Annotated in this window: 4 protein-coding genes; 3 read left to right on the top strand and 1 reads right to left on the bottom strand. The window is 54.4% G+C overall.

Annotated features, from left to right (window positions below; genetic code table 11):
- A partial coding sequence (locus OR1_RS17000; RefSeq protein ID WP_152609947.1) for a CxxxxCH/CxxCH domain-containing protein occupies window positions 1-2182 on the top strand: 2182 nt, incomplete at its 5' end.
- Between the two features lie 126 nt (window positions 2183-2308).
- Here the strand turns inward: OR1_RS17000 and OR1_RS16995 are convergent.
- Window positions 2309-3415 carry a DUF362 domain-containing protein gene (locus OR1_RS16995; protein WP_041973428.1) on the bottom strand — a complete coding sequence of 369 codons (1107 nt, stop codon included), beginning with the start codon at window positions 3413-3415 and terminating at the stop codon, window positions 2309-2311.
- Window positions 3416-3596: 181 nt separating this feature from the next.
- Here OR1_RS16995 and OR1_RS16990 point away from each other — a divergent pair, with 181 nt between their 5' ends.
- Together OR1_RS16990 and OR1_RS16985 are read left to right on the top strand one after the other, a co-directional pair.
- Window positions 3597-4334: a response regulator gene (locus tag OR1_RS16990; protein WP_041973425.1), complete on the top strand. Its 738-nt coding sequence runs from the start codon at window positions 3597-3599 to the stop codon at window positions 4332-4334.
- 41 nt (window positions 4335-4375) lie between these two features.
- Window positions 4376-6220, top strand: coding sequence for a hypothetical protein (locus tag OR1_RS16985; RefSeq protein ID WP_041973422.1), 1845 nt, complete (start codon window positions 4376-4378; stop codon window positions 6218-6220).
- The last annotated feature ends 524 nt before the right edge of the window (window positions 6221-6744 follow it).

Here is a 6744-nt window from a genome sequence, read left to right as displayed (position 1 = left end):
TTCCGGCGCCGGCACCTGCAGCAACACCAGGTGTCACGGCACCGGCAACACGGTCAACTGGACCCAGACTGCCACCCTAAACTGCGGCAGCTGCCACGGCAACCCGCCGGCCACCTCGGACCATGACGGCAAGGCGGCCACGGTTTCATGTTACGAATGTCACAAGCATTTCAACAACGACGGTTCGCTCAATGACCCGTCGCAGCATATGAACGGAACCATTGATGCAACCGGCGGCAGCTGCCTCGGTTGCCACGCCTCGCCCAAGGCAGCGACCGGCACCACAGCTCCATACCTGCGTGCCGCTATTACCGGCCAGTTCAACTCCCAGTCGCATCATATCCAGGGTAGGGCAGTTACCAATGCCGACTGCTACTTCTGTCACATGGAAGCCGATGCCTCCGGCAATACCACTTCCTATCACCAGAAGACCACCAAGGCTGCCGTAGACCTGGTCCTCTGGAGCAGCGGTGCCCGGAGCGCCAATTTCATCCGTTACACCGCCAATGGTTCGCGTAACCAGATCAACAAGCTCAACGGCCACTGCCTTGGCTGCCATGCCACCACCAGTCCGCCGGCCGACCCGTTCGGCGACGGCAGATCCCCGAGCAGGTACGCCTGGGACTCCAGAAGCATCGAAGAGAAGTACAGCAACAGCACCACCACCACATGGAGCCAGTACTCCACAGCCAACACCAACCGGAAGAAGCATCTCAAGAAGGCTTACTCAGCCCATGGCAACGCGGCCAACAACCAGATGGGCTGGTCTTCGACCACCGGTTACGAGGTTGATGTGGTCAACTTCACCGGTAACGTCAACGTCAACTGCTACGACTGCCACAACTCCCACGGTTCCGCGGCAGCAGGGGTGACCAGCTCCTACTCCAGCGCCACCGGCAAATACAAAGGTGCGATCCTCAAGCACATCTCCTCGGCCGGTACCGGCGGTTACACCAACAAGTACAAGCCGACAGCGCATACAGCTTCTACAGGCGAGTACAACAGTTATAACGCCGGTGCTGCAGTCTGCTTTGACTGCCACAACACCAGAACCCAGAATAGTGCGCTTGCACTCGGCGGCTACTCACCATGGGGTTACAACGACATCTTCGGCTCCTCACAGGCCCTGAACGGTTACTGGGATACCCCGTACTTCGGCGCTTACTCGACAATCTCCACCAAGAGATTCCCGTACAAAGGGATGGCCTCCACCCGGTACGGCAAGTCAATGGCCAAACCGGCCGGCGGTCACTACGGCGTCAGCGCCACCATGGGGACAACAGTCAGCGGCTCCATCAACGGCCTCTGCACCCCGTGCCATGATCCGCACGGCGTCTCGCAGAACACCACCAAGGTCGCCAACCCGGTCTACGGCGTACCGCTGCTCAAAGGCACCTGGCTCACCTCGCCGTATGCCGAGGACGTAGCGCCCGCCAACACCAACCGGAGCCGCGGCGGTGGATCGCGTGAGAACACCCTGCCCGGCGCCGGCGGCGGCAGCGATCCGCTGTACAACATCGACCAGAACACTTTCCAGGCCGACCGGACGCATACACCGTCTGCAGTACCAAGCCGGACCTTCGGCCTGTTCGGGACCTCCGCGGCCACCCTGCAGACCCAGACGGCAGCAACCTCAGGCGGGCTCTGCCTGACCTGTCACAACCAGAGCGCCATAGCTCCGAACGCCGGCGGTACGGCCCCGACCTGGAAGACCACCTCCAGGATCCACAACACCGTAACCGGCTGGGGTTCCACCGGCACTAATGCCGGCAACGCGGTCCATTCGTACACCTGCTCCAAGTGCCATGCGCCGCACGTATCACGTCTGCCGCGCCTCATGGTCACCAACTGCCTCGACGTCAAGCATAGAGGCCGTGTTGCCAGTGGCGGCACCATTGCCGCCACTGCCGGGAACAACCCGACTACCAACAACGGCAACATGATGACTGCAACCGCAGTCACCACCGGCAAGGGTGCGGGCCGGTTCCCGGCCGGTGGTGCCCGTTACAGCGGCACGCCGAGCACTGCCAGATATCCTGGGCCGTGGGCCTTCGGACCTACCACGACAACAGGCACGACACCGTCTGCCTCCTATACCACCAACTGCCACAACACGACAGCAACTGGTGGTTCGGCGTGGGTGCCGTCCAACCAGATCTGGAACACCAGGACCAACTGGTAAATAACAAAAGAGGCGGGATACCGATGAAGTATCCCGCCCACTAAAATTTGGCTGGCAGCAATCAAATAATAAAGAGGGCATCCCGATAATCTGGAGATGCCCTCTTTTTTGATGTATTGGAGACGGTTAGATTTTGATCAGTTCGTAAGTTCTCGTGCCAAGGCGAATCTTTTCAGCATGCTTCAGCTGGACCTCCCAGTTGATATGGGGGTAAACGCCGCGGAACTTGTCGCCACCCGGTTCATGACCATTTTGCAGGGCGGTATTGGCATTGCCGGGGGCATTGTTTACCAGGTCGGCAGATGCCTGGTCGACTGCAACCGGATCTGTTGAAACGCAGATCCCGATATCGTTGACGATCGGGGCATCGGCATGGCCATAGCAGTCGCATGCCGGGGAAACCTGGGTGATGAAATTTATATACACGGTTTTGCCTTCTTTGTTTTGAACGGCACCCATTGCATGTTCGGCCAGCTTGGTCATAACCAGGTCCGAAGCCTCGTTCCACTGGATGTTGACCGCCTTTTGCAGGCAAGCCGTGATACACCGGCTGCAGCCGACACATTTGTCAGGGTCAATCTGCGCCTTGCCCTCGATAATGGCTATTGCATCGTGAGCGCATGACTTGAGACAGAGCCCGCAACCGGTGCAGAACTTTTCCGCAACCTTGGGGGCTACTGTTGAATGTTGCACCATTTTGCCGGCCCTGCTTGAGCAACCCATGCCAAGGTTTTTGAGGGCGCCGCCGAAGCCGGTCAGCTCGTGGCATTTGAAATGGGTAACGGCAATTATGGCGTCTGCCTCTACAATTTCCGCCCCGATGCTAACCGTTTTGAGGAGTTCCCCGGCGATGGGGACATCGACCGCTGTCCCGCCTCTGAGACCGTCGCACATGATTAGCGGCGCCCCGACGACTGCATAGGCAAATCCGTTTTCAATGGCGCAGGTGAGGGCGGAAACGGCCTCTTTCCTTTCCCCCGGGTAGAGGGTTGACGAATCGGTAAGAAACGGCATACCCCCGCATTTCTTGATCTCTTCAACAACCCTGCGCACAAATATCGGCCGGACAAAGGTGTGATTGCCCCGTTCACCGAAATGCACCTTTACTGCAACTAGGTCTCCCTGGTGGATCCGGTCAGCAATGCCTGCCCGCACCAGGAGACGGCCAATCTTTCCCATCAGATTTTCCTTATGGCTGGTACGCATATCTGCGAAATATACCGTGCTTTTCATTTCTTTACCTCCCTGTGAAATGCAATAAACGCTATCACAGCAGCCGCTAATTTACAATGCTCCACCGCTTGGTTAAAGTATGGTGGCGAAAGGGCGATAAATATGGTATGTATGGGCTGTTTTCATCGGTCGGACTTGGGTTTTCCCGGGGATCGACATTTCAAATCAACAGGAGCGGGTAATGACACAGGGTGACGATCGGCGAGAACTCTGGATCATGGGATTGGGGAAACGGCCGGAACGTGGGGCAATCGTGAGCGGGTATCTGGAATCCGCAGGGTATGCGCCTCGAATCGCCGGGCCTGAAGAGCTGGCCTCGTCTAAGCCGCTGGGGATACTCTTGGATCTCTCGCCATATTCGGACGACGGCTGGGGAATTTTACTCAATCTTAAATCAGATGTCGAAACAAGGGATATTCCGATCCTGCCGATATTTCTCAGCGAGCTTGGCAAGGTTGGTGGGGTGTTTCAGGTTGCCGGTTTTTTTACGCTGCCGGTTGACGAGGAGTACATAGCGTCAAAGTTGGCTGTACTCGGGTTGACCGAGGACGTAATGGATTATGACCTCCACTCGCTCATCGTTACACGCAAGGGTGACGAACAGTTGTCCCGGCTGCTTGAAGGTCTTGGATTCGGAGTCGAGAACGCCTACACCGGCAAGGAGGCGTTGGCGCTGGTTACAATCGGACATCCGTACCTAATCATTTCTTCCCTGATGCACCCGGACATGGGGGCCTTTGAGCTCCTTGAGCGGTTGAAACTCTATCCTCAGACCCGCAATATTCCATTTTTCATCCTGATAAAGGATGCCATGAAAGATGGTGAACGATCCGCCATGAGCCGTGAGATCGATCATCTTGTGCGCAAAAAGAGTCTTAGCCGGGAGGAATTCCTTACCTATCTGCGCAAGCGTAACTGATTGCTGATTTAAGATCCGTACTTCAGGCCATTGGGGTTCCGATGGCCTTTGATTTTGCCTACGACCGGAACGATATAGTTGCTATGAACGACAGATATGAAAATATTCAGAAACTTCTTGTTCTGATATTCTTTGCCGCGCTTTTTTATTCGTTGACTGTTCCGGTCTCGGATCCTGATTTCTGGTGGCATCTCGCCTCAGGGAAGTGGATGTGGACCAACGGCGCCTTGATCCAGGGCGACCCGTTCACCATCGATTCCAATTTGAAAGAGGTGTCGCTCAGCCGGGATTTCATCCTCAAACAGTATTGGTTGGCCCAGCTGGTGTTTTACTGGGGGTATCTGCTCGCCGGTTTCAAAGGGATAATTTTTCTCTCTTCTTTTGTGTTTACGCTGATGTTTTACACGACTTACCGTCTGATGATAAACGGGGGGGTGAGCAGGATTTTCGCCCTTTTGCTCGTTTATATCTCGGTGATGGTTGTTGTGGGCGAATTCAATTACATCGGGACCAAGCCCCAGATGTGGTCGAGCCTTTTTTCGGTCGTCATTGTGTTGCTGCTTGAGGCGCTGAAGAAAGGGAGGACGTGGCCATCTTACGCGATTCCCGGTCTCATGCTCGTCTGGGCTAACCTGCATGGTGGTTTTGTCCTCGGCGATGTGATGATTCTCCTTTACTGCATCGGCAGCCTGATTTCCCGCACCGGCTCCAGACGGTTTTACCTGGTCTCAATTGTTGCGGTCCTGCTGAGCGGACTGAACCCCAATGGCTACAAGGCGGTCATCAGTGTCCCCTTTGTGGCGACCCTGGTTTCTTATCTCAACCTGGAGAGTCTCCAGAGCATTAAGAGTGTTGCCGAGTCCATAAACGAACTGCAATCGATCTTTCAGCATGCCAGCATCCCCGGCATCATCAGGGGCCTCCCGTATTTCACCACCATTTTCGTGCTGTCGCTGGTTTCCTTTTTGCTGAATTTCCGTAATCTCCGCCGGTTCCGGGCCGAGCATTACCTGCTCTATGTCATGGTGTTCCTGATGGGGTTGAGTTCCATCCGTTTCATCATATTTTTCACCCTGATCGCCTCGTTCATTGCCACTGTGAACCTCAAGGGGTTCTGGGACAGTTATGTCACGGACAAGATCCGTATGCCGAAAAAAGCCGTCATTGCCTTATTGCTGGCAACGGTTGCCCTGACTTCCGTCAAGTTTGCGGCTGCCGGGATCAAAAACAGCGCCCTGGATTCGGATCAGCTGTTTGTAAGCCCTTTCGAAAAGGCCGCTGATTTCATGCTCGCCAATAACCTCAAAGGTAATCTATTTAACGATTACAATGCCGGTGGCTATCTGATCTGGAGAGTTTCCCCGGGAATTAAGGTTTTTGTCGATGGCAGAGGGTTGTACGGCAAGATTTTCGATTCCTACCGGGTTATTGTGGATAACCCCTTTGAAGCAAACAACTACCTCCTGGGGTTGCATTATTTCAATATCGACATGGTGATGATCCCGGGTTGCGACAAGGTTTCCGGGACATTGATCAAGCTTGCCGCCGCCCTGCTTGAGGACAAGAGCTGGGTCTTGATCTATGAAGACCCTGAATCCCTGATCTTCATACGGGATATCCCCCAAAATGCGGATGTGATTAAACGCCTGGCAATCCCGAAGTTCAGGGGGTACCGGAACATCTATGCCCTTGCCACGATTTCCCGGGAGGGGCATGCTGCCAAGATGCCGAACTGGAAGCTTGCTGTTGCCGTTGCCAATGAAGGGGTGGGAAACCTGGACGAGGCGGCGCGCTGGATCGATGATTATCTGCAGGCGTCTCCCAACGATGATTATGCAAAGATGATCAAGCAGAGGATCGTAACAAAGCGCCAGAAACCACTCTGATAACCCTGGTCTCGCGCCAACCGTATGACAAGCCGGTGCATGCCGGCCTCTTCTTTCCGGTCCCATTTCCCACACTTTTTCAGCGATCGTCAAATTATTGTCTTAATCTTCCGCTTATAACATATTGAAATCCCGTAGTTGTCCACATATTGGAAATGTGCATCATTGCGATATTCCAAGGTTATTTGAAAGGGGTCTGAAGTTTTGCACAGATGGCTGTTGAAAACTTATTGATAATATTGTTGACGGGTAATCAATAAATCATCCTTTCAACTAGTTCTGCGGATTGCCCATAAAATAGGCCAGAGGATGAGCGTTAATTAACTGGCGGGAATTTGACAACCATTTGATTTGCAGGGAATATCCGAACAAGTGTATGCAATTGTATGAAGATTTTTCCGTGGGAGCGCCGGTTGGATTTGTGCCATATTTCGGCCTGTTTTTGCTGGTATTGGGCGCTGCATAAATTTCGGGCATTCCCAGGGTTTCGCTGGACTGAGTTTATTGCGATAGCTGCTCGCAAT

Origin of the sequence: Geobacter sp. OR-1 (assembly GCF_000813145.1) — a bacterium.
Classification (GTDB): domain Bacteria; phylum Desulfobacterota; class Desulfuromonadia; order Geobacterales; family DSM-12255; genus Geoanaerobacter.
This window is presented reverse-complemented; position numbering and strand designations above follow the sequence as displayed.

What these genes read in the sequence shown, in the direction of transcription:
- OR1_RS16995 (WP_041973428.1), bottom strand. Translation starts at nt 3,415, where the DNA reads ATGAAAAGCACGGTATATTTCGCAGATATGCGTACCAGCCATAAGGAA.
- OR1_RS16990 (WP_041973425.1), top strand. Translation starts at nt 3,597, where the DNA reads ATGACACAGGGTGACGATCGGCGAGAACTCTGGATCATGGGATTGGGG.
- OR1_RS16985 (WP_041973422.1), top strand. Translation starts at nt 4,376, where the DNA reads ATGGCCTTTGATTTTGCCTACGACCGGAACGATATAGTTGCTATGAAC.